The organism is Oceanipulchritudo coccoides, from assembly GCF_010500615.1.
Classification (GTDB): Bacteria; Verrucomicrobiota; Verrucomicrobiia; order Opitutales; family Oceanipulchritudinaceae; genus Oceanipulchritudo; species Oceanipulchritudo coccoides.
Window position 1 is genome coordinate 303,364 of record NZ_JAAGNX010000001.1, and the last position, 21,474, is coordinate 324,837.

11 protein-coding genes are annotated in these 21,474 nt (G+C 54.7%); 6 read left to right on the forward strand and 5 right to left on the reverse strand.

Going from position 1 to position 21,474, the window contains the following annotated elements; genetic code table 11:
* The first annotated feature begins 28 nt into the window (after positions 1-28).
* From G0Q06_RS01175 to G0Q06_RS01185, 3 genes are read left to right on the forward strand one after another with little or no spacing between them, the layout of a single operon-like run.
* Positions 29-5,575, forward strand: coding sequence for a hypothetical protein (locus G0Q06_RS01175; RefSeq protein WP_163961628.1), 5,547 nt, complete (start codon positions 29-31; stop codon positions 5,573-5,575).
* 34 nt (positions 5,576-5,609) lie between these two features.
* The gene (locus G0Q06_RS01180; RefSeq protein ID WP_163961630.1) at positions 5,610-8,903 is read left to right on the forward strand and encodes a hypothetical protein; all 3,294 of its coding nucleotides are present in this window, start codon (positions 5,610-5,612) and stop codon (positions 8,901-8,903) included.
* Positions 8,904-8,935: 32 nt separating this feature from the next.
* Positions 8,936-12,592 carry a thrombospondin type 3 repeat-containing protein gene (locus tag G0Q06_RS01185; RefSeq protein ID WP_163961632.1) on the forward strand — a complete coding sequence of 1,219 codons (3,657 nt, stop codon included), beginning with the start codon at positions 8,936-8,938 and terminating at the stop codon, positions 12,590-12,592.
* A gap of 18 nt (positions 12,593-12,610) precedes the next feature.
* On the opposite strand, the gene G0Q06_RS01190 is transcribed toward G0Q06_RS01185, so the two are convergent.
* Positions 12,611-13,525, reverse strand: a complete 915-nt coding sequence (locus tag G0Q06_RS01190) for an IPT/TIG domain-containing protein (protein WP_163961633.1) — start codon at positions 13,523-13,525, stop codon at positions 12,611-12,613.
* Between the two features lie 30 nt (positions 13,526-13,555).
* Between G0Q06_RS01190 and hemW the strand changes: the two genes are divergently transcribed.
* Positions 13,556-14,716, forward strand: coding sequence for a radical SAM family heme chaperone HemW (gene hemW, locus G0Q06_RS01195; RefSeq protein ID WP_163961635.1), 1,161 nt, complete (start codon positions 13,556-13,558; stop codon positions 14,714-14,716).
* 50 nt (positions 14,717-14,766) lie between these two features.
* Here the strand turns inward: hemW and hemG are convergent, their stop codons facing one another.
* The 3 genes from hemG to G0Q06_RS01210 are packed head-to-tail and all read right to left on the reverse strand — an operon-like array spanning position 14,767 to position 18,266.
* Positions 14,767-16,149 carry a protoporphyrinogen oxidase gene (gene hemG / locus G0Q06_RS01200; protein ID WP_163961638.1) on the reverse strand — a complete coding sequence of 461 codons (1,383 nt, stop codon included), beginning with the start codon at positions 16,147-16,149 and terminating at the stop codon, positions 14,767-14,769.
* 5 nt (positions 16,150-16,154) lie between these two features.
* On the reverse strand, positions 16,155-17,516 hold the full coding sequence (gene hemN, locus G0Q06_RS01205) for an oxygen-independent coproporphyrinogen III oxidase (RefSeq protein WP_163961642.1): 1,362 nt from the start codon (positions 17,514-17,516) through the stop codon (positions 16,155-16,157).
* Between the two features lie 12 nt (positions 17,517-17,528).
* Entirely contained in the window at positions 17,529-18,266 is a 738-nt protein-coding gene (locus tag G0Q06_RS01210; RefSeq protein ID WP_163961643.1) for a ZIP family metal transporter, read from the reverse strand.
* 75 nt (positions 18,267-18,341) lie between these two features.
* Between G0Q06_RS01210 and G0Q06_RS01215 the strand changes: the two genes are divergently transcribed.
* The gene (locus tag G0Q06_RS01215; RefSeq protein WP_163961646.1) at positions 18,342-19,733 is read left to right on the forward strand and encodes a PDZ domain-containing protein; all 1,392 of its coding nucleotides are present in this window, start codon (positions 18,342-18,344) and stop codon (positions 19,731-19,733) included.
* Positions 19,734-19,749: 16 nt separating this feature from the next.
* Positions 19,750-20,304, forward strand: coding sequence for a transcription termination/antitermination protein NusG (gene nusG / locus G0Q06_RS01220; RefSeq protein WP_163961647.1), 555 nt, complete (start codon positions 19,750-19,752; stop codon positions 20,302-20,304).
* Here the strand turns inward: nusG and mnmA are convergent.
* A complete protein-coding gene (gene mnmA / locus G0Q06_RS01225; protein ID WP_163961650.1) occupies positions 20,301-21,389 on the reverse strand; it encodes a tRNA 2-thiouridine(34) synthase MnmA in 1,089 nt (362 codons plus the stop codon). The two genes, nusG and mnmA, sit on opposite strands and share 4 nt — an antisense overlap.
* Positions 21,390-21,474 lie beyond the last annotated feature (85 nt).

A 21,474-nucleotide genomic window follows, 5' to 3' on the forward strand; every position in this document is an offset into this window, starting at 1 on the left:
ATTTTGTAAAAACGCTAAATCCAGACCGATGTTCCGTTTCCGAGACGTTGCCAACCCCTTGATGAAGACCTTTTCGTTGATTCCGTGCCATCTGCTGATGTTTTTTCTCTTTTTCCTGCCATGGCAGGCGCAAGGGCAATTTGTTATTCGTGGCATTACGGCATCGGTGGACAGCGTCAATAATCCGCCGACGAAGTTTGCCAACGCGGGATATTTTTTTAACGGGATTTCGGCTTCAACGACGATCACCTTCACCAAGAACACGACCTTTTACTTTGGCCAGGAAGTGACCAGAGAGTTCCGAGTTGGCTTTCAGCTTGTTGACGGAGATGGGATTGCCGTGCCTTTGACCACGGGAGGCACGGTGGTATACGACGATGATTGGGAAGGGAATGCAGACGCTGGCTTTCCCATCACGATCGCGGCCCTTGCGACGAGCCGGCAGGAATTCTTTTCCGGGACGCTTTTCCCCTCGGTGCAATTGGATCCGGTGAAAGAGTACAGCATCCGGGCGATCGTCTATTGGTGGGATACTTCCGGATTTTTTGATCTTTGGAGAACAGACGACAGTCTCGACTCACCTCTCCAGAACATAATCCATTTTGTCGGCACCTTGAGTGGGGATTCTGCATTGAATGTTCTGTCGGTCGTGAACTCGGCGACCTTTACCGATCGTAGCGCGTTGGCTGGGGCCGCCCCAAGCGCGACGGCGTACGATTTTGAAGTCACCGCGAATACGACCCTTCACCGTTTTGACGATTGGAACTCCTCTCGTTTCCTGACGCTGACCACGGTTCTTTACGATGTGGAGCTGTGGCGTCGGGACACCGTCAATGGCGATCAGCAGGTACCGCTCGTGCAGGACCGGTTCACTTTTTTTCAGTTTCTCTACAACTACAATTACGACTTTCTATTCAATTCGATTCCCAATGAGGCTACGGTGAACCATACTTTCGGGATTGTCCCGGATGGGGTGCAGCTGGATTCGGTGAATGAGGAATATTATGCGCGAGTGACCGTATCGCACATTGAGGTGCCTTCGCTCGGGACGGAATGGACCGGCAATTCGGTGGACACCCCAGACACGCGCCTCATGCATTTCAACGGGAGCCTGTTCTGGAATTCGATTGAGACCAGCCTGAACGACTTCACCAACGATCCGGCAAGTAGCGGAACATGGTCCGCCAGTTTTATCAGTTCGAGCCTCACGGATGCCGAGGGGGTTTTGGCAGGTTATCCGGGCTACACATGGGGACCGACAAGCCCGAGTATCCGCCTGAATGCAGACGGATCGGCGCAGGTCGTGACACCGAGTTTTTCAACCCCCTTGAGTCCACCCGCCAGCCCCGATCTGGATTCCGTGGCTGGAGTTAATTTCAAGCGCAGCAACCTGACCCTCGACCACGGCTCAACCACAGGTCTCCTTGGCACGCTGACAGTGTACATGCCAACCGGCATGGGATGGGCGCCGACTGCCCTGCAGAACAAATTTGACGGGACCCTTGTCTTCTCGGGGCAACCCCTTGATCAAAACCTGCAGCCGACCGTGGCAAATTACACCTTTTCCACGGGTGGAAACTTCTTTGTCGTGGAAGAATCAAAACCTCTCGCTTTTGAAGCAACCGCCATTGACTGGACTGTTTCGACCGGGCTATTCCAGACTAATGGAACGGGGATTGTCGGCTATCTGCGCGAGGACGAGCTGAGTAAGCTTGAAAGCGCTCCCATTCCTGCTTCGGAGAAATTCAAGCGCTCCAACGAACAATATTACCGCGGGGTGGGGAATCTCTTCAGTTCAAACATCATCCAAGTCGTGCCTGGACCTTCCGGCGAGTCGCAGCTCACCGCGGACGTGTCTTTTGGTAGTGCTTCTTTCACGACACACTTTCCCTACGACGTGGACGTCACCTATTTCGCGGGATACGCTGCCATTATCGATGATGTCTACGACGTGAGCACCAGCTACCTGTCGACTTTTGACCTGCTCGATATTCGATACAACCAGGCCTGTACGGATGATGCCTGTGCGGCCGGAACGCTGATGCAGACGATGCGAATGGGTTCAGCCACCGGCAACCTTCTTTTCACGCCGGATGGCGGACTTGTCACAGCCGGCTTGGTGGATGATTCGGTCACTCCCGGGTCATTAGCATGGGGATATATCGATTCCATGGGGCAATATCATCATGAAACGAGCCCCTTTCTCGAAACGAGTTTTCATATGCCCGGCCACTTTATCCGGGGTGATTTGGATACTGGACCGGCGCGTGTTTACGGTCCGGGGGTCATCCTTTACAGCGGGTTTCTCGCCACAGATCCACAGATCGTTGAGCGTCCGGCGACGGCCGTCTACAAGGATGGCCTTGCCGATTATGCCGGTTTCAATTTTCGAACGGTCTCGGACAGTGCCTTCCAGTCCGCCTCCACAATTGGCGGGCAGGCCGTCACTTTCGACCTGACTGGCCGTAGCAAGTATTACATACGGGAGGCGGGTGTGACAGGCATTCATGAGGCAGTACCGGGAACATTCCCCGGCTCGTTATCACTGTATGGTTACGCCTTCACCTTTACCCAGTACGGCCTCAACTACCGGGCAAATTACCCGGACGAATCGCGGACTGAGGGATCCCTTTTCCTGCCTTATCCAAGCGACTTTACACAGGATTTCGAGGAGTTGCTCTTTACCTGTCTCGGTGGGCTTGACCATGCGAAGGTGCCTGCTGGAAGTGGCTCCCAGATCATGAGCTACTGGCTGGCGAACATCGATATTCTCTCCATTGACTTTGCTTCCGAGAATGCCTGTGACCCAACCGCTTCCACATTCTTTCTGGCGGGAGTTTCAGCTGAGGCGGCCTACATTGATGTGCCTTTGTATGGGACCCTTGGATACCTTCCGTCGGGAAGTCTCATGATCCCCTCGTCATCCACGCTCCAAGAGGATTCGCGACTGCATTTGCCTTCCGTTGTCCGCTTTGACGGGCCGACGAAGTTTACTGATCCCGATAATCCGGCTGCCACCTCAACGGAAGTCTACGAGCTTGTTCCTGTATCCCTTGCTTACTACAACAATTACACGCTCACCTCCGAGCAGACTCCGGGCGATGGCAAAATCAATTTTGCCGGAACGATGGATGTTGCCTTCTTTGAGGATCTTGAGGTGCACATGCAGACCAGCGCCCGGAATGTTCTGCCCACTCAGTCTGTTCCCATCTCGCTGATGGGCGGCTGGGTCGACGGCGTCTCCACTTTCTTCAACAGCTCCGAATTTGACAATCGCAACAAGGGATTTCCCGTTGGAGTCACGGAAGATGTTTATCGCAACGACACAGGAAACAATGGGGACCCAAGCGACTACTTGATTCATGCCCGGCAGGACTGGCTGGGCGTCATCAACTTTGATTATCCCCTGAAGTGGTCGACCAGCACGCGGTCCTTTGAATCCTACGAGCCGAAAACAAATGACCTGCTTGTCATTTCCGCGGAACACAAGCTGGACTATCTCAGTGCGGAAACAGCCAAGCTCACGGTTGGCATTACCTACGAGGGGATGCCGCAAATCAGCCTGACGAATTTCGTCATCAACGAAGTGGATGAGGCAACAGGAGCTTATCAGGCTATTCTCCTTGAGGCCAAGAAGCCGATTGTCGATTCCATCGAAGAGGGTCTCGACCGGATGGCCGACCTGCTCGATAACCAAATGCGTGTCTTGTATGGGAACTTCCTTGCCACGACCATCGAGGACCAAGTGGTTTGTCCCATCTTTGATGAGTTGGCCATGGCCGCTGCCAACAGTACCTACAATGTCGGAGTGGTTCAAAGTAAGCTCGACCGGTTCTTGAAGGATAATGCGAACCCGGCCATCACGGACAACCTTCAGGATTTGATTTCAACGCTCGCGACCGAAGTTGATAACGCCAACTACCTCTTCGATGAGATTGATGGGCGATTGGAGGATATCGAACTGGGAATTACCGCCGTAATTGACGGGGTCTACAAAAACACACAGGGCGATATCATTCCCCAGCAGGACTTGCCCACGGATGAGTTTTTCCAGGCCCTGCTGGCCAAGCAGAACGGGGACTTCCAGGTGATCGCCCCCCTTGTTGACCGACTCCTGCAGGAGCTTGCTCCAGAAATCAGTGACGAACTGAATGCGCTCCTTGCCGGGGCTGTTGATGACCTCAACGCGCGCATCAACCTTCTCCTGGAAGATGCCAAGCCGACGATTGATCAATTGATCGTTGTCCTGACTGACTTGAGGTCCCTGGTCGGTGAAGTGCGCCTGGCCATTCAACCGGCGGGCCAGATGTTGGTCGAGATTGAGACAATCCTTGCCAATGCCAGCTCGGAAATCGACACCCTGACCAACCAGATTCACAACGAGTTAACCGCCTTTTTCAACACGATCCCTGATCCACAGGATTTTCTTTCCTACACCGAGGCAGAGATCAAGTCCCTCATCCGTAACGAAATCGAGGATATCTTCTTCAGTGCGGATTTTGTAGCGGAAATCCAAGTGACCCTGAAGCAATATCTCTACGATGCTGACGCCGCCATCAATGGGGCGCTGAACGAAGTATTTGCTCAAGTCAACTCGGTCATTCGGGATCTTGTTTCGGATGCCCTTTCGGAGGTGGATGATTCAATTGCCGGATTCCTCGGCGATATTGATTCCGTCATGGGTGCTGGTAAAGTGACAGGCAATGCTGAATTCAACGGCGATGCCCTGCGGCGACTCCATATCGACCTGTATCTCCAGTTGATGGTTCCCGATGAACTGGAATTCAATGGATTCCTCACTATTGAGCAGCTTGATTCGGAAGGCGACGACTCATGCAGTCCCGGCACGCCGGGCGAACCGGTAACCGAGGTGACCCTTGGGGCCACGGATGTGCCTGCCGGATGGATCTCCCCCGACCTGCGGATTGATGTTGGTGGAAAATTCAACTTCCAGACATCACCGAATTTTAAACTTCTTGGCCTTGGTGGCTGGTTTAACCTGGCAAGTGGGGAAGTCAGCTTTGAGACCTTCAAGATAACCGACATGGGGGCCTCCCTTATGTTTGGGGCTACGGAAAACTACCTCGCCGCCGAGCTCGGGCTAGCCTTCAACAGTTACGAGGCTTACGGGGGCGTCTTCTTTGGTCGCACCTGCTCAATTGATCCGCTCCTTCTTGTCGATGAGGAAGTGGCTGATGTGCTTGGGACGCCGAACCCGACCTTCACCGGGATTTATGTTTATGGTGAATGCCATATCCCGATTTCCGAAGCGGTGCTCGGGATTCCCGCCTCCTGCTTTTTCCGTATCAGTGCGGGAGTGGGCGCAGGGGCCTTCTACTTCACGGAAGGAAATACCCTCGGTGGAAAGATATACGCGTCCGTCAGCGGTGAAGCACTCTGTATTGTCTCCATCAAGGGCGAAGTGACCATGATAGGCCTTACTTCCAACGGTGAATTGAGCTTCCGCGGTAAAGGACGCCTCAGCGGAAAAGTGGGGGCCTGCCCGTTCTGTATCAAGTTCGGCAAATCCGCGACCATTACGTATCAGGGAGGAAGCTGGGATGTGGATATCTAAGCCGGTCAATCCGAATTTTAAAACACGTTTTACAATGCGTCATCAAATTTTCACTACATTATCAACATTTGTCATTCTTGTCTTGGCCCCCTTTGCCCATTCGCAGGGACTGGATGAATCGCTGTTTACAGTCGGGACAACCCTCGAAGACACGGACGAGGATGGTGCGGCCTGGGTATATCTGCTCTGGCAATCCGAGGATCTGGAGACACTGAAGGATCGGAGCTTTGCCATTTATTCCAAATTGGGTGAGCCCTCATCGCTGAACACCTACGTCTATGAAGGCACCGCCCGGACCCGGCTGGACCCGGCGGCCATCGTGACCCTGATTAATCGAGGGATTGAGCTTGGGGACGAGGTGGCTTCCCTTGAAAGTGACATTGACGCACTTTTTGAAAAGATCGTCCCGGATGGCACACTTCCGCTTGCGGAGAAGATATCCGTGGTGGTGGAGAGCTGCCTGCTTGATCCTGAACTTTTTGAAAACCTGATTTTTCTTTCCCGCACTCATCCAGCCTTGAGCCTTGTCCTTGGAACAGGATTTGCCGTGAAGCACACTGACGGCGAAATCCGGACCTGGGAAATCCGGGAATGTCCGGTTGGGTATGACAATGTGGATGACGACTGTGATTCCGTGGTGGGCCGGATAACCTTGCGGGTGGGGGACTATATCCCGCTTCCCGCTCCAGGCCGGCCAGTCTACATTCCCTTTGTCGACAACAGTGGAAACCCCGACCCTCGTGCCCATTTGAATATTCCTCTCAGGTGGTCAACTCCGGATGACTTGAGGCTCCGGTCACTTCTGCAATTTGGGTACAACCTGTACCGGATGGATGCCCAGGATGCCATTGACGCAAACTTTGATTCAGTCCCGCCCACGCCCACCATGTTGTTTGACCTCGCCAGTAATTCCGGTCACTCCACAACACGGGTTAATTCTGTCCCGATTCTTGTCGACAGTTTCCTGAGTGAAGCTGAAGCAGCTAATGTCGTCCTGGATCCTGAAACCTATTTCATCATTGACGATAATGACCGCTACGATCTTGGCGGAGTTCCCTTTGTGAGCGGTGATGAATATTACTACTTCCTCACTGCCCGGGACATTCTTGGTCGCGACGGGGAGGTTTCGGAAGGAACACCTGTCCAGATCTGCGATTTCCAGCCGCCTCCACAACCGCGCAATCTCAAGGTAACAAATCATTATTCCTTCGATGCCGGGACAAGCAGGAATACGCAGCATTTCAAAGTTGAATGGTCGGCCCCGGATACCTCCAATACGGAAACCCCAGAAACTATTTCGGGGTATCAAGTGTACCGGTGGTGGTCGATCGAGGAGATGCAGCAGAATGCAAGTTTTCCTTTTGATTCAGCCACGGCCACTGAGGGCGGACTTGTCGCCACCCTGCCTGCCTCCCAGACCGTGTTTGTGGATGATGGTGTGAATGCGCCGTTCCTAGCTGTTGAACGTCTTCCTGACGGAACGACAAACGTCGATCAAGGCTACGCAAACAAGACCTTCTGGTACACCGTACGGGCCATGGACAGCAGTGCCTGTGGTGGAAACCTCTCCGGTAACAGTACTCCGGTATTTGGAGTTTTGCGCGACCGTATAGGCCCGCCAAAGCCAACGGGGTTTGTCGAGCTGACCTGCTATGATATCCGAGTGATTGCACCACGCGAGGTGGTGGTTGATTCACCTTTCGAACCGGAGCCCGAACTCGGCATTGTCTACCTCACGCTCCAGGGGACACGCCTCGACAATTACATCAAGTGGGTTGAGTTCTCCATTTATGAGCCACAGGCAGGCACGTATACACTTCTGGAAACACGCCACATATATTCGGCGAGTGAAAACGTGTACACCATCCAATTGAAATTGCCTCAACCGACAGACAATGACCCATTGTATATCGCCTGCCGAATGGGCAATCAGTTTGGCAAGGTCTCTGCATGGAACAGTCTTGAAGTGCCGATTGTTCCCAATGAATTTTCCGCATACCGCATTGATTGGGAAGGGGAAAGTATTGAAAATATCGGCATTCCCAATCAGGTCTGTGATGTCCACGTCCCCTTCGGGCCCGGGCAGACGCTGAACGGGATTACCCTTGAATTCGACCTGACTCCGTCGACCGAAGAGTGGAAAGTGTATCGAAGGATTGATGACGGTAAGCTCACCCTGATCCAGCAGGGACTTGATTCAGCGCTGGATTCCCTGACGGCCATTGTCGAGGACTTGAACATGCCGGCCAAGGACGCCCGTGTCTGTTACTTTGTCCAATTGTTCGACCAGCACGGCAATCCCAGTCCGATTGTCCGCATTGCCTGTATTGATGTGCAGGGCAAGGAGCCCTTGCCTGCACCCATGTTGGCACCACCATTTTCCGTTGGTGACGAATCAGCGCCGGAAGCAGTCCTGGGATGGTTCTGCCCGCCATACGGAATTGAATTCTTCGAACTCTATGTTTCCGTCGAGGAAGGCGATCTTCCCACCGCAATGGGTGACGATTTCCAGTCGGCCGGGACGGATGTGGTCGAGGCAGACCGGACCTGGCGTCCATTCCTGACCAAACGTGTCCCAGCCACCTTCACTGGAAACAGTCCTGAATTTGGAACCCAGATCAACGGGATTGTCCTTGGTGAGACCTACACCTTCAAGGTCCGGGCAATCGGACCCAGCGGCAGTACCGGTCCTTTCAGCAATGTGGAAGAATTCACATGGAATCCGGATTCCTCATCGGTGGTTTCGGGACCTGACGTTCCATGGCCGGCCTTGGGCCTGCCCTTTATCCAGAACAATTTCAATGATGGTATCCTCGCAAGGACCGTTCCCGAGTGGCTCTTTGATGGAGGGGCGGTCCGTGTGGGCTTATTGAACTATGCTGGATTTGATTTTTCTCCGAATGGTGAAAATCCATCGGATTTCTTCTTCCCGCCAAACGTATTGGATCCACTAAGCGCATTTTACAAGAACGACAAAGGGGAGGCCCTCTTTCCATTTGTCCTTTACCGGTTCCAAGTCGAAAACAGCGAGTATCCTGTTGTATCCGGTGACGTGTACCAGGTCTCTCCCATGATGGAATCGATCCCGACTGTAATTGAAGTGAACCCATCATTTGGCGCGTCCACCCACAGGAATTATGACCCATTTATCTTTGTTGCGCAAAACGAGGATATTCCGGGCGCTTCCAGCTTCATTTACGATCTCCTCATGAAGGATACGCAGCCTGTCATTTCCGGAGCCTCCTATCGCTACCTGATTGTCCGTTTTGATCCGGTGAGCAAGGAGATTGTCGAGGTTATTCCGACCAATACCGTAACCATTCCGTGAATTCAGTTTTCCCTTAAAGGACCCATTCAATCATGAAAGTTTCACTACAAAGTACCAGCTTGTTGGCCTGCCTGGGGCTTGTCGTTCCGGTTCTTGAGTTACCGGGGCAATTCATCAACGAGGATTTTGTCATCAAGACCCCGGAGACCCTTGTCGCACAGCCTGACCTGGATGGCGATGGTACGCCGGATATCGTTGTTGTCGACCGCAAGACGGGATTGATCAAACCCGCGCTTTTTGACGGGTCCGTCAACTGGCTAAAGCCAGTCGGTGGAGGGATTGAGAATGTCTCCGCTTTGGCCGCAGGAAATTTCGAGGCCGTTAATCCCGACTCTATTGCGCTTGTTTCAGGACCGGCAAACCGGATCAATGTTTTTTCCTACACGGGTGATACCCTCAATCTTGCTCCAAGACCGGTCTTCAATGATGTTTTCGCTCTTTCTGAGCTGGTGGCAATGGAGGAAGCCAGTAGCGGGAATCCGGCTACGCTTGAGCTGGTCGGGTATTCCAGTCTCTTCGATCCGTCCGGTCCAGGAATCCGCGATTACATCACTCTTGATGGGACTGAACTCATCTCCTATGGAACTCCCTTTGACCAACCGACGCTTTTGGAGCGCGACTACAATCATTTTCTTCTGGAGGAAGGATTGCCTGTAATGGGCTTCTTCATGAACGAGGCGGATCCGGGCGTGGACGCCTTCACGCTGGCTTTCCTCCTCGATGGGAGCTTTGACATCATTGATCAACTTCCCGTACCCAGTGGCGCGCGGGTGATCCATGCCTCCTTTGACGGTTCGGGTGGGTTCCAGTTTGTTTTCCACGTCGCGGGAGACGCGAACATCCTGTGTCATGCCTGGACAGGATCCGAGTTTGATCTTGTCGGCACATTTGCCCTCAACAGTCCCGCGAGCCAGATCTTTCCCTTTTCGGACAACGGTGCAGGCGGTTTGCTGGCCCGATCCATGGACGGACTCAGCCTGACCTACTACGCGTTTGACGGGCTCAGTTCGCCCGTCGAGGAGCAGACCTTCAGTCCAGCCTCCGGATTGGAAGTCAATGCTGCGATGACCCTGCCCGATGGGAATATGCTTCTTTTCTCCGGCACACCCGGATCCAATCCAAACGCGCTTGCCGAACTTTTTGGCTTAAGTGGTTCGACCTTTCTCTCCCTCGGCGACACCGGACTCCCGGCCAGCAACCCTTCCTTAGGCGGTAGCAATGTCCTTTTGTTTTCTGAGACTCCCTTCATCAATGAAAATGCATCTCTCACGGGCCAGCTTGGGGCGGGTGTGTGGACATCGGCTGTCTCTGTGGGAACGGATGTGGTCGTGGATGCAGAAAGTTTTCAGGGATCACTGGACGGTTTGGGGAATCCCGAAGTAATCAATCTTGGTTCAACGCCCGCTGGCACCGTCGATGCCTTGGTCAATACAATTGATTCTGACATTTCGCTCAACAACCCCAATCCAGCCATTGGGCTTGTCCCCGGCACGGTCTTGCCGGTTCCGGATCCCGGAACTTATGCGGAATCTGTCACCATTGATTTTGTCCCCTCTGATCCTGCATTGGATGTCTTCTACCGGGTACTTCCTGATGGATCATGGATCAACAGTACGGGCCCCGCAGGTCCGTTCTTTGAATCTGTTTCGTTGCAGTACTACGGCCTTGCTGGTGACGGTACCCGTACGCCTATTCGTACGGCGGTCTACACCATTTCCATTCCCCCATCTGAGCTGGATTCAGATGATGACGGAGTCCCTGATTACGTTGAGATAGCTGCAGGAATTGATCCTGTGAATTCCGGGGATGATGCTGACGGAGATGGGTATTCCGATTTGGTTGAGCTGCTGGCAGGGAGTGATCCTGGCGATGCCTCTTCCCTTCCACCATCGCGTGAGATCGACACAGACGGGGATGGTTTTTCTGACCTTGAGGAGGCGGTCGCCGGTACAGATCCAAATTTACCTGCCAGTTTTCCAACCAACCCTGGTGTCTTGAATTTCCTGAACGTGTTCGACCTCCTTGTGGTCCCCTCGTCCCACAACGGATCCGGCGCACCGGATCCCTTTGTTCCTTCCCTTGATGAATCCCTTGAGGTCCCCGGCGGAGATCCGCTTGCAACAACTGTCCGGCTCTACAACGCAGATTCTTCTCTTCTGGGGTTTGACCGTACGGCATTGCAGGGATTGGGCGGGGTGGCAGATCCTGCAGCCTATATTCCTGAAGTTGTGCTTGGCTCGTCTGAGTTGCTTTACGTTGCCGCGACGGAGCGAAACTTCAACGTGGATACAGCTGCGCCTGACCAGCTCATCGGAAGACAGATTGCCGGCCTTATAAAGAAGCCGGCGAGTGCCTTTCCACCGGTTCCCTACAGCTATGGCGGGGCCGGAGAAGTCCTTGCCCTGGAAGCGGCAGCATGGGTCAGTGCAGCACAAAGTCATGTCCTGAGTATCAATCGGGAATTGGTGATAAAGGAACTCGACCTTTTCGATACGCTTGCCCTGCTTCTTGCGGAATTAAAAATCGAAACGGTTCTCCGCGATCGAAGCATCATCGGCGCGGATCCTTTCACCCTCACTGGCTTCCGGAGCAATGAGGCGGCCGTGGAGCTTGCAGCATCCCCGGGTGATGGCTCACGCCCGGTGACGGTCCCCGCATCCGGTTTATCAGCCCTGCGCAACAAGGCGCCGGGGATCGACACTGGATATCGGCTGGACACCATTTGCGAAGTGATTGAGGCGTGTGTTGAGAGCGATACGGATGCCGGCGTCCTTGCCTTAAGGGAGGTTGCCGAGGAGATTTACCGCATCAGCGCAGCCACGGCCAACAATACTCCGGGCTCCCTTGTTGCCCCGCTGGATGCCTTGAGACAATTCATCCGGACTGGTTCGCTCCTCAATACAGGTTATCTTGATGATCCCGAGTTAGCGCCGTTGGATTCCGCAACGCTGGCCTCAGCCTCAGCGGGTGTTGCCTATGTTCTTGGCAAGGACGCGAGCCGTCCCGTGGAATTCCGTCAGTTGCGGATTGCCGCCGGAGGCATTCAGGGATCCGGAGGTGCCGAATGCATCATCCTTGAGGATACTGCCTCCCTCGAGTCCGTCAGCCTGATTGATTTTCAGGGGAATTCGTTTCCCTTCCCGGATGCCTTCGAGCTTCCTGAAGACACTGTCATTATCGTTGAGGGCTATGCAGATGTGACCTCGGATTGTCTGGCGGATGTGACGCTTGAAGTAATCCCGCCCATCCAGCTGGTCTCCTTGCCCGTTGCCGGGACAGTAGATGCAAACGACAACCTGATCCCCGACGATCTGGAGGACTTGTATGCCGGGGTCATGAATCCATTTGCTGATTCTGACAACGATGGCTTTTCAGATTTACAGGAATCTGTTGAGGGAACCAACCCCTTTGACATCAATTCGTTTCCCGGGGGCTCTCCGGCGGATTTGAGTCCCCCGGTGATTGCCATTAACGAAAGTAGTCCGACACAGTTTACCTTCAGCTTTGAATTTCCCGGCATTTACGCGGACAACTTTGCCTTCCGTCTCTTTTCCGGGCCGGACCTGAATACAATGTCTACCGATACGGGTTTTGACGCTCCGCATCTGGGCGGGGGCACCTTCCAACTCACTATCGCCAAGCCAGCCGAGTATCCGGTCTTCTACCGCTTCAAAATGTTATTGGACTGAGCCAGGGGGCGGTAACAATCAGTTGACCGTCACTGGGACCTCAATGGGTCCGTAACCGGGAACTGTCAGGACAAGGACGCCTGATCCCGGCGCGCCACCGGTGACATTCACATTCACCGAGCGGGCCCCTTCCGGAATGATGATTTCCGGCATGACGATGGACTGCGGGATGTCCGTCTGGGCATCGACATAGAGGCCTCCCAACGGTGCGATATTTTCGGTTTCGATAATCAGGAAATCCGTATCGCCGCTGTTCAGGTAGATTGAGGTTGGCTGGATGCGAAGGTTTGCTTCATCAATCTTGAAATGGCCGGCGGAAAGGTCGCCGCGTCCGGTACGCAGGGAGACGCTGTAGGTCTTGCCGGCCGGGAGGGCAGGGACAATGAATTCCAGCGAATTCGCAGAATGCACGGTGGTGAGGGCTTCTGCACCGCCAACAACGACAACATCCTGGGAAGTGAAGCCGTTCCCGACAATCGGAATACTGGCCCCGGAAGGACCACGGTCATTGACCAGCTGGATCGGGTAACGGTTGATCAAGCGTGCTTGATACACTTTTTCGTGCTCAATCGTGCTGTAACGGCTGGCTGTCTTGATTTTTCCTCCAGCGCTACGGTATTCCCATGAAACAATGTAATAGTAACGTGCTTCCGTGACCCCTGGTGGCATCTTGTAGTCGAAAGAGAAGCTCATATCGTCGCTCCCGGTAGGGACCATATCGAATGTCTCGTTGTTGATGACAATCTGCGCCCGTTCAGATCCCTCGACGCGATTGCTGACCGGGAGGTCAGCCGTAAAGCTGAAGGTATAGATGCCCGACGGGTTCTGTGGAATCCTGTCCGGCGTGTAATCCTGGAAGGTGGTGTTGCAGCCAGCAAAAGCTACAAGCGTGCCGAGGAGTAAAAGGGAATTGCGTATCGCTTTGATCTTCATGATAGGAAAAGGGTTAAATTAGCCGGGCAATTGGAAAAACTGCAAGAAAAAGCCGATTCACTCAAGTTGGGGCTCTATGTTCACGTGCCCTTCTGTGCCCGCTCATGCGATTTTTGCCACTTTTACCAGGAACCGCCCAAGCGTGCTGACCTTGAGGCATATCTTGAAGGAATGGAGCTGGCGCTTGAGCGTACCGAGCTCCCGAGGCCGCTCGATACGGTCTTCTGGGGCGGGGGAACGCCGGGATTGCTCGCGGCTGTTGACCTGGAGCGCCTCGGAAAGGCGGTCTTGAAAGCAAATGGGGGCCTTGTCCCGGCCGAATGGAGTGTCGAAATGGCCCCGGCAACGGTGAAGGCCGACAAACTCAAGGTTTTCAAGGATCTCGGGGTTTCCCGTGTCTCGGTGGGCGTACAGAGTTTTCAGGGCCCGCTCCTCGAGGCCCTCGGGCGGATTCATTCGCTGGAACAGGTTAAGCGCGCGGTGGACCTTCTTCACGGCTCGGGTATGAAAAATTTCAACCTGGACCTGATTTTCGCCATTCCCGGGCAAAGTCTCCAAATGTGGGAAGCAGACTTGGAGCAGGCGATTGCCGCTGACCCGGCTCATATTTCCACCTATTGCCTGACATTCGAGGAAGACACGGCTCTTTGGTTAAGACTCCAGCGTGGGCAGGTCAGGAAGACGAGTGATGACGAGGAAGCGGCTTATTTTGAACTGGCTTGGGAGAAGCTGGCAAAAGGCGGGTACGCCCAATACGAGGTCTCCAACTTTGCCCGCCAGGGACAGGCCTGCATGCACAACCTGAATACCTGGCGCATGCAGGAATGGCTGGGGATCGGCCCTTCCGCCTCAAGCCAGATGGACGGGCGCCGCTGGACTGAACCGCATTCCCTCGAAGAGTGGCTGGATGGGTTGAAGTCCGGGAAGCCGCGATATGCCGATGAGACAACCCTGAATGCGGAGATCCTTGCGCAGGACCTCTTGATTTTCGGACTTCGCATGAACGAAGGAGTCGATCTTGAGGGTCTGGAAAAACGCTTTCCAGAAGCCTTGCCGGAGGAGTGGCCGGACTTTTGCCATTCACTCATTGAGGAGAATCTGGCATGCCGGAAGGAATCTGTCCTGCTCCTCACTGAAAAGGGCAGGCTGCTTGCGGACCGGATTGCACAGGAAATCCTCGAGCTGGAATAGTTCCATCCGATAGGGATGGATGTGTCGGCAGGACCAACTACGTCCGGTCGTCAGGCCTGTTTTTCCGCGAACTGCAGGGCATTGTCGATACAATCGCTCAGCCCGGGACCGCCGCGGAAGTTTCCTCGGATGTGAAGTCCGGGAAAATCAAACTCAATTTCCTCAAGGGCATTCAGGAAGACAGAGTGGCCCACGTTATATTGGGGAATCGCCAAGGGCCAGAAACTGTGTGAATGAAAACACGGGTCCCCGGTAATCCCCAGAAGCGGGGCCAGGTCCTTGACCGTTTCCTTGATTAATTCCTCTGTCGGGAGGCAACCGTTTTCCGGTTGCTGGACACCGCCGATAAAGCACATCAGGGCGACCTTCCCCTCGGGGGCCCGCTCCGGGAAAATAGTTGAAGAGAAAATGCATCCGAGTGTGAAGCGCTTTTCCATGCGGGGAAAAAGCACGCCAAAGCCGTCCAGCGGATGGGCAATCTGCTCACGGTCAAATCCAAGGACGAGGGTGGAAAGTGGTGGATGGTCTATGCGGGGGATGTCGAGCAGTCGCTCCTCGACAGGTCTCTCAAACGAAAGCTCCTCGTGGGCATGGAGAGGCGTTGTCACGATCAATTGCTTGGCCTGTAGTGCCTCCCCGGATACATTGACCGTCCATTGGCCGTCGTCTGATCGGCGCACAGATTCAATGTTGGCACCGGTCCGGGTTGTCATGCAATCTTCACGACACAAGGCCTCGACCAATTCCTTCAGTCCCTTGCGAAAGGAAATCATGCGGCTCTTGAAGGCGGTTTTCCCCGTGCGCTTACGCTCCCTCTTCAGCTTCAAGGCTCCTCCGATCAATGAGCCATAGCCCTGTTCAAGGTTCCACACCTTCGGGAAGGCATGACGGATTGAAAGGCAGTCCGGGTCGCCGGCAAAGATACCCGAGACCAACGCGGAAATGCCGTATTCAAGAAATGCCGGACCCATGCGCCGCGAAACGAATGAGGTGACGGATTCGTCGGCCAGTTTTGATTTTCCAATAAAGGGCTCGGCCAGGAGGCGCACTTTCTCGAGCGGGTTGTAGAGTGGCGTTGTCACCCCACCGACCAGGGACATGGGCAGTGGGACCATTCCGCCCTTCTTGATCAGGTAGCGCTTGTTGGAAATCTCGTTTGCATCCACCCGTTCATCGTCGAGTCCGAGCTCATGGATGAAATTCCATACGGCCTCGGACTTCACCAGCATCGAGTTGGGTCCCGCCTCAACAAGGAAGCCCTCCATGTTGGTTGTCTGGACAGCCCCACCCAGACGGGATGACTTCTCGATGACATGGACTCGCTTGCCTTTTTTGGCGAGGGCGTTTGCCGTTGCGAGGCCGGTGATGCCACCACCGATGATGATTGTGTCAAAACTTTCGGCAGGTTGGGGATGTGTGGCTTCTGGTTCCATGGTTTTTAAATGGTCTTGGCGTGCCTTTTGGGACCGGCTTGCAGGTAGTCGTCAAATGGCATGGCAATGTTCCGCAGAAGCAACCGGCCTTTTGATGTGACAAGAAATCCCTTTTCATTGAACTCGACCAGCCCGTCCTTGGCGGGTTCCTCAAGGGCGGCAATGGCATCGCTGAAGTGCTCGCTGAAATTTATGCCGAAACTGTCATTGTATTCCTGATACACAATTTCGCCGGAACACATGATGTTCATGATGAGGTCGCGCCGCAGCCTGTCCTCCTGGGTCATGCGGTAACCCTTGGTCGCCGGGAGGCGGTTGTCCGCGATGGCAGCGTGCCATTCCTCAAGGTCCTTCAAGTTTTGCCGGTAGGCGATGTCGCTCATCGATATGGAGGACATGCCAAAACCGCACAGCTCCGAGCCGGCCTTGGTCGTGTAGCCTTGAAAATTGCGATGCAGCCCACCATTGGCCAAGGCGATTGAAAGCTCATCATCGGCCTTTGCAAAGTGATCCATCCCGATGTAGACATACCCGCTCTTGGTCAGCGTGTCGATCGTCTCGAGGAGCATGGAGAATTTAGTCTCAGGATCAGGAAGGGTAGCCCGCTCGAGGATTTTCTGGGCCGGTGCCACCCATGGCACGTGGGCGTAGCTGAAGACCGCGAGGCGGTCCGGATCGTAGGCAAGGATTTTCTGGAGCGTCTCGCGGAACGACTCGACCGTCTGGTGAGGCAAGCCGTAGATCAAGTCGACGTTGAGTCCCTTGAATCCCGAGGCGCGGACCCACTCGGCACACTGGCGGTTCATTTCATCCGGCTGGATGCGATGGACAGCCTTCTGCACGACTGGGTTCACATCCTGCACCCCGAAGGAGGCGCGGTTGAATCCATGCTTCGCGAGGACCTTCACTTTTCCCTCGCTCAGGGTTCGCGGATCAAGCTCAGCCGAGATCTCCGCATCCTTGGCGATGGGAAAGCGCTTGTAAATGGAGGTGCAAAGGCGATCGAGCTGCTCTTCGGTGAGAAAGCTCGGGGAGCCCCCACCAAAATGTAGCTGGATCGCTTCCCGGTTCTTGAGATTCAGGTAGGGAAGCGTGAGGTCCATCTCCTTCTCAAGGGCATCAATGTAGCGATCCGCATGGTCGCGGTTACAGGTGATGACCGTGGTACAGGCGCAAAACCAGCACAGGGATTCACAGAAAGGCAGGTGAAAATACAGGGAAAGCGGGGCAGTTGACTGGCTCGTTTCCTCGAAGTGCGGGACCGGATCCTCAAGCGGCTCAAACTGAAGGGCCGTCGGATAGGAGGTATACCGGGGACCGGGCCGGTTGTATTTAGTAATCAGTTCGCGGGTTGATTCAATTGACATATAACTGGGGGGTTATCGCAGGTATTCTTGGAAGAGGACCATCAGGATGATGGAAACCGTGATTATAGCACCGATGTGCTTGGACGAATTTCCTTCATTGGCCTCGGGGATGATTTCGGAAAAGACCATCCATATCATAGCTCCGCCGGCAAATCCGAGCCCAAAAGGAAGAAATGGTTCAAAGGCCTCCACAAAAACGTAGGATGGGACCGCCATCAGCGGCTGGGGCAGGCTGGTAAAGATACAATAAAGGGCGGTCGTCCAGACTCGCATGCCACGCGGGATCATGACCAAACTGATGGCCAGGCCCTCGGGAATGTTGTGCAGGGCGATGGCCGCGGTGATGAAAATGCCAAGGCCCTCGTCTCCGCCAAAAGAGACCCCGACCCCAACGCCCTCCGTGAATGAATGGAGGGTCATGACCCCGATAATCAGGATGACTTTGCGGGCATCCGATCCCCTGAGGTGGGAGATGGAGAGGTCTTCCCTGCCATCCAGCCAGTTGTGGGTGAGCAGGATGAATACCAAGCCGACAAAGACACCGATAACCGTTTTCCATACCCCGTAATGGTTGCCCTCGAAGATCAGGGTAAAGCTGGCGGTTAACATGAGCCCGGCAGCCACGGCGTTGCTGTACCCGAGCCAGCGTTGGGAAATTTTCTTGAAGAACAGGAAGGGCAGGGCACCAAAGCCCGTCGCAATGGCGGTTATGGAGGCATATAGAAAAACGGTCAGGACTGATTCCGGCATTACCTCTTGGTTAGTTGGCTCAATTGACTGGGTCAAGTATTGCCTTGGAACAAAAAGAAGGTGTAAATCCGGACCATGCCTATAAGAAGCTTTCTATTCCTGTTTCTTGCCTGTTTGGCCCTGTCTCCAGCGGATGCGGTCACCCGGGAGGAACTCTTCCTTGAGCGCTCCAAGAGCGTTGTTTTCGTGGAATATTACATCCAGAGGGAGGTGGACCGTCAGAACAGCGATGGTGTGGCCCTTGTGGCCTCCGCCGACGGGCTCCTGATCTGCCTGCCCAACGTTTTCCCTGACTGGGTCCCACCGGAGAAGTATCGGGATATCAAGGCCTATCCGGCCGAAAACCCGCTCGGGGAGGGCTTTGAAGTCACCTATCTCGGACAGGACTGGGTCAACGGATGGCACTATCTGAAAATCGACGACATGGCCCTCGCTGGTGATTACTTGAAACCGATTACCGATTATGAGGTGGGAACCGCCTCAATCGGGGAGCCTGTGTGGGGGATTTGCATGACTCCGGGGGACCTTGATTACATCACCTATTATCGGGAAGGAAAGCTGTCCACGGTCCAGCCACTGCCGATGGATACGGCCTTTGTCACTGATGAGGTGGCCGTTCCCGGGGGGCCGGTCTTTCTGGAGGACGGGCGTTTTACCGGCTGGGCCGGGCGTGCCCTTCCGATGGAGCGGGACATGTGGATCGGGAGCGAATTCTTCCGGGCCAATATCCGTAATCCCGACGAGAGCCATATGTATGTGCTCGCGGACTTTTTCCTGAATGAACTGGGAGCCCGGATTCCAGGGAATCCATTGGAACACAAGCGTCCCTGGATCGGGATTTCCGGGACCCAACCCCTGGACAAGGAGACGGCCCGTTTCATGGGCCTGACAGACCAGGGCGTGGTCATTGTAAGCGAAGTCCTTCCGGAGACCCCCGCAGATCTGGCCGGTCTCAAGGACCGGGACTTGATCCTTGCGATCAACGGGAAAGTGATTCCCCGCCTCAAGCCGGATTCTGTCTTACAGGCTTATTTCGAGCGGGAGATCCTTCTTTCGGAAATCGGGGAACCCTTGACCCTGACGGTGCTGAGGGGCGATGAGAAACTGGACTTGGAGGTCCTTCCGCGCCTTTCGCCAACCGTCATGAAGGAGGCCAAGCGCGAGTACTTTGAGACACTTGGGGTGACACTGAGAGAGTTCATCACCCTTGATGCGCTCCAGCGCCGCGAGGACCACCGGGATAAAAAGGGGGCCATTGTGAATTTTATTCGCCCCAACAGTCCTGCCGCGGCGGGCAACCTTTCCCCGGGCGACTGGGTGCAGGAAATCGGCGGGGTGCCGGTTGAGACCTTTGAGGAAGCAGTTGCCCAGCTTCAGGCCAATCTGGATGACGACTCGCTTGAGGAGGTCGTGCTGCTTGTCGAGCGGTCGAACGAAACAGCCGTTCTGCGCCTGCGCAAGAACTAGCCCAACGGATTCAGACATGCCGGATTTCAGTAAATCACCTCCCGGATGGTATTGCTTCAAGGCCTTGCCGAAGAAGGAACACATCGCCTCGGAGCTCCTGAGGCGGGAGGCTGAGCTTGAGACCCTGTGCCCACGGATTGCTTACCAGAAAAAGACCAAGCGCGGAAAGGTCCGTTTTGTGGAATGCCTTTTTCCGGGCTACGTCTTCATCCGGGCGGACCTGACAGAATCCTACCGGCGCATCCGGTCAACCCAGGGAATTCGCGATGTGGTCGCCTTTGGTGGGCGTTGCCCGCAAATTCCGGATGCCTTTATCGAGGAATTACGCTCACGACTTGATTCGGAAAACCTCAAGGCCATTCCCGATCCGGTGGTAAAGAAAGGGCACGAGGTCACGATTCTGGAAGGCCCCTTCAAGGAATGGAACGCCATTGTCACCGGAGAGCTCGATGGACAACAGAGGATAGGCCTTTTGTTGGACTTCCTCGGGCGCCAGATGGAGATCCGGGTCCCCGTTGAGGATGTGATTGTCGATTCGGAAACCCCGCAGGGCCGGGTCTGGGAGGATTAAAGATAGACCCCGCCGCCGAGGACACGCTCGCCGTCATAGAGTGCGCAGACTTGCCCGGCCGCGAGAGCGCGTTGGGGCTCGTCGAAAGTGACGATGCCTCCGCCCGTTCCATTCGGCTCAAAAGTGGCATGAACACGCGGATCGCGATACCGGACTTTTGCCTCAATGCGACACTTCTCCGTTAGCGGTTGGGGTGTCAGCCAAGAAATCTGGTGTAGCGTGACCGAGGCATGCCACATCGCGTCGGGGCGTTCACTTTCAAAAGCGACAACAAGTTCGTTGGTCTTGGTATTTTTGGATGCCACGACAAAAAACTCGTTGTCGGTATTCGAGGGAATGCCAATTCCCCGGCGCTGACCAATCGTGTAGCGATGCAGGCCCTTGTGTTCACCAAGGACCTTGCCCTCGAGGTTCACGATCGCTCCCGGCTTTTCCGGAATGAACTTTTCCAGGAAGTCATTGATCTTCACTTCGCCGATGAAACAAATTCCCTGGCTGTCTTTTTTCTCGGCATTGGGCAGGCCGATCTTCTTCGCCAGCTCGCGCAGCTCCGGTTTTTTAAATTCACCAACGGGAAAGCGTGCTTGCTCAAGCTGATCCGGCCGGATCATGCAGAGGAAGTAGCTCTGGTCCTTGTTCTCATCGACGCCCTCGTGCAGCTGTGGTCCGTCGGGACCCATTTTCCTGCGGCAGTAGTGACCCGTCGCTACAGCATCGAATCCATTGTCCAGGGCCCAGTCGAGAAGTACCCCGAATTTCATCTCGCGGTTGCACATGACATCGGGATTCGGCGTGAGGCCCTTGGCATAGCCATCAACCAGATAGGCGACGATCCGTTCGCGGTACGCCTCCATGAAATTGAGCACGCGAAAGGGGATCCCCAGATGATCGGCCACGGCGCGTCCATCTTCAATGTCCTGCATCCAGGGACAGTTGCCGAAGACCTCCTCCTCGTTGATCCAGTTCTTCATGTAGGCCGCCTCGACCTCATAGCCATCTTCAATTGCTTTCCACGCCGCGACCGCACTGTCCACTCCACCGGAGAGGGCAACTAGCAGACGCGGTTTACTGGATGGGTTCGACATGCTGAAATAAGTGAGTCGGGGAAATGGGTGAAGTCAAGGGCCCCGCCGAATGGCAATGAAATGTTGCTAAGCATCGGGATGGACT

Coding starts and splice junctions, on each gene's coding strand:
- G0Q06_RS01175 (WP_163961628.1), top strand. CDS start 29: ATGTTCCGTTTCCGAGACGTTGCCAACCCCTTGATGAAGACCTTTTCG.
- G0Q06_RS01185 (WP_163961632.1), top strand. CDS start 8,936: ATGAAAGTTTCACTACAAAGTACCAGCTTGTTGGCCTGCCTGGGGCTT.
- G0Q06_RS01210 (WP_163961643.1), bottom strand. CDS start 18,266: ATGCCGGAATCAGTCCTGACCGTTTTTCTATATGCCTCCATAACCGCC.
- nusG (WP_163961647.1), top strand. CDS start 19,750: ATGCCGGATTTCAGTAAATCACCTCCCGGATGGTATTGCTTCAAGGCC.
- hemG (WP_163961638.1), bottom strand. CDS start 16,149: ATGGAACCAGAAGCCACACATCCCCAACCTGCCGAAAGTTTTGACACA.
- G0Q06_RS01215 (WP_163961646.1), top strand. CDS start 18,342: ATGCCTATAAGAAGCTTTCTATTCCTGTTTCTTGCCTGTTTGGCCCTG.
- hemN (WP_163961642.1), bottom strand. CDS start 17,516: ATGTCAATTGAATCAACCCGCGAACTGATTACTAAATACAACCGGCCC.
- mnmA (WP_163961650.1), bottom strand. CDS start 21,389: ATGTCGAACCCATCCAGTAAACCGCGTCTGCTAGTTGCCCTCTCCGGT.
- G0Q06_RS01190 (WP_163961633.1), bottom strand. CDS start 13,525: ATGAAGATCAAAGCGATACGCAATTCCCTTTTACTCCTCGGCACGCTT.
- G0Q06_RS01180 (WP_163961630.1), top strand. CDS start 5,610: ATGCGTCATCAAATTTTCACTACATTATCAACATTTGTCATTCTTGTC.